The following is a 563-nucleotide window of genomic DNA, read 5'->3' as shown; positions in this document are numbered from 1 at the left end:
ATCGTTGAGCGGCCGCACGACGGGTTTGATGACGGCGCCGAAATGGGCGATGACGAACGCGTCGATGCGGTCTGTCTTCGCCCGTTTGCCGGTGGCTTTGGCAAAGTCGCGCACCTGTCGGGGATTGACGGCGACAGCGGGGAGACCGGCCTGACAAAGCGCCTTGAGTACGGCGAGTTCGAGCTTGCCGGTGGCCTCCATGACGATCAGTGTGGGGTTCAGCGTGATCAGACGCTGGACCAGCTGTTCGATGGCGGCGGATTCATTGTCGACACTGAAATGCTCGGTTGTGTCGTGGATGGCAACGTCGAGGGTGCTGCCGCTGACGTCGATGCCGATATAGACGGAAGAAGTCTGGTTCATCACGGTACCCATACTTGCAGGAAAAATACGAGCTCGAGGCTCAGTCAACTGTTCGGGTTAAGAGGATGAAAAGGACAGTCGCTCAGGCTTTTCTGCGGGCTCGAGGCACTTTAGGCAGACGAGCTGACTGTCCATGTGGCGACAACTGATCGGGTCGGCGCCACAGGAGGGAATATACAAGTAGGCAAAAGAAAGCGGCT

Annotated in this window: 1 protein-coding gene; it reads right to left on the bottom strand. The window is 58.1% G+C overall.

All coding sequences use genetic code 11. From position 1 onward, the window contains the following. Positions 1-363: IS110 family transposase (locus tag KHO33_RS41940; RefSeq protein WP_236074857.1), on the bottom strand; the 363-nt coding region annotated here is incomplete at its 3' end. Positions 364-563 lie beyond the last annotated feature (200 nt).

Source organism: Paraburkholderia nemoris (assembly GCF_905221015.1).
Lineage (GTDB): Bacteria > Pseudomonadota > Gammaproteobacteria > Burkholderiales > Burkholderiaceae > Paraburkholderia > Paraburkholderia nemoris.
The sequence above is the reverse complement of the archived record's forward strand: the minus strand, read 5'-3'. Positions and strand labels throughout refer to the sequence as shown.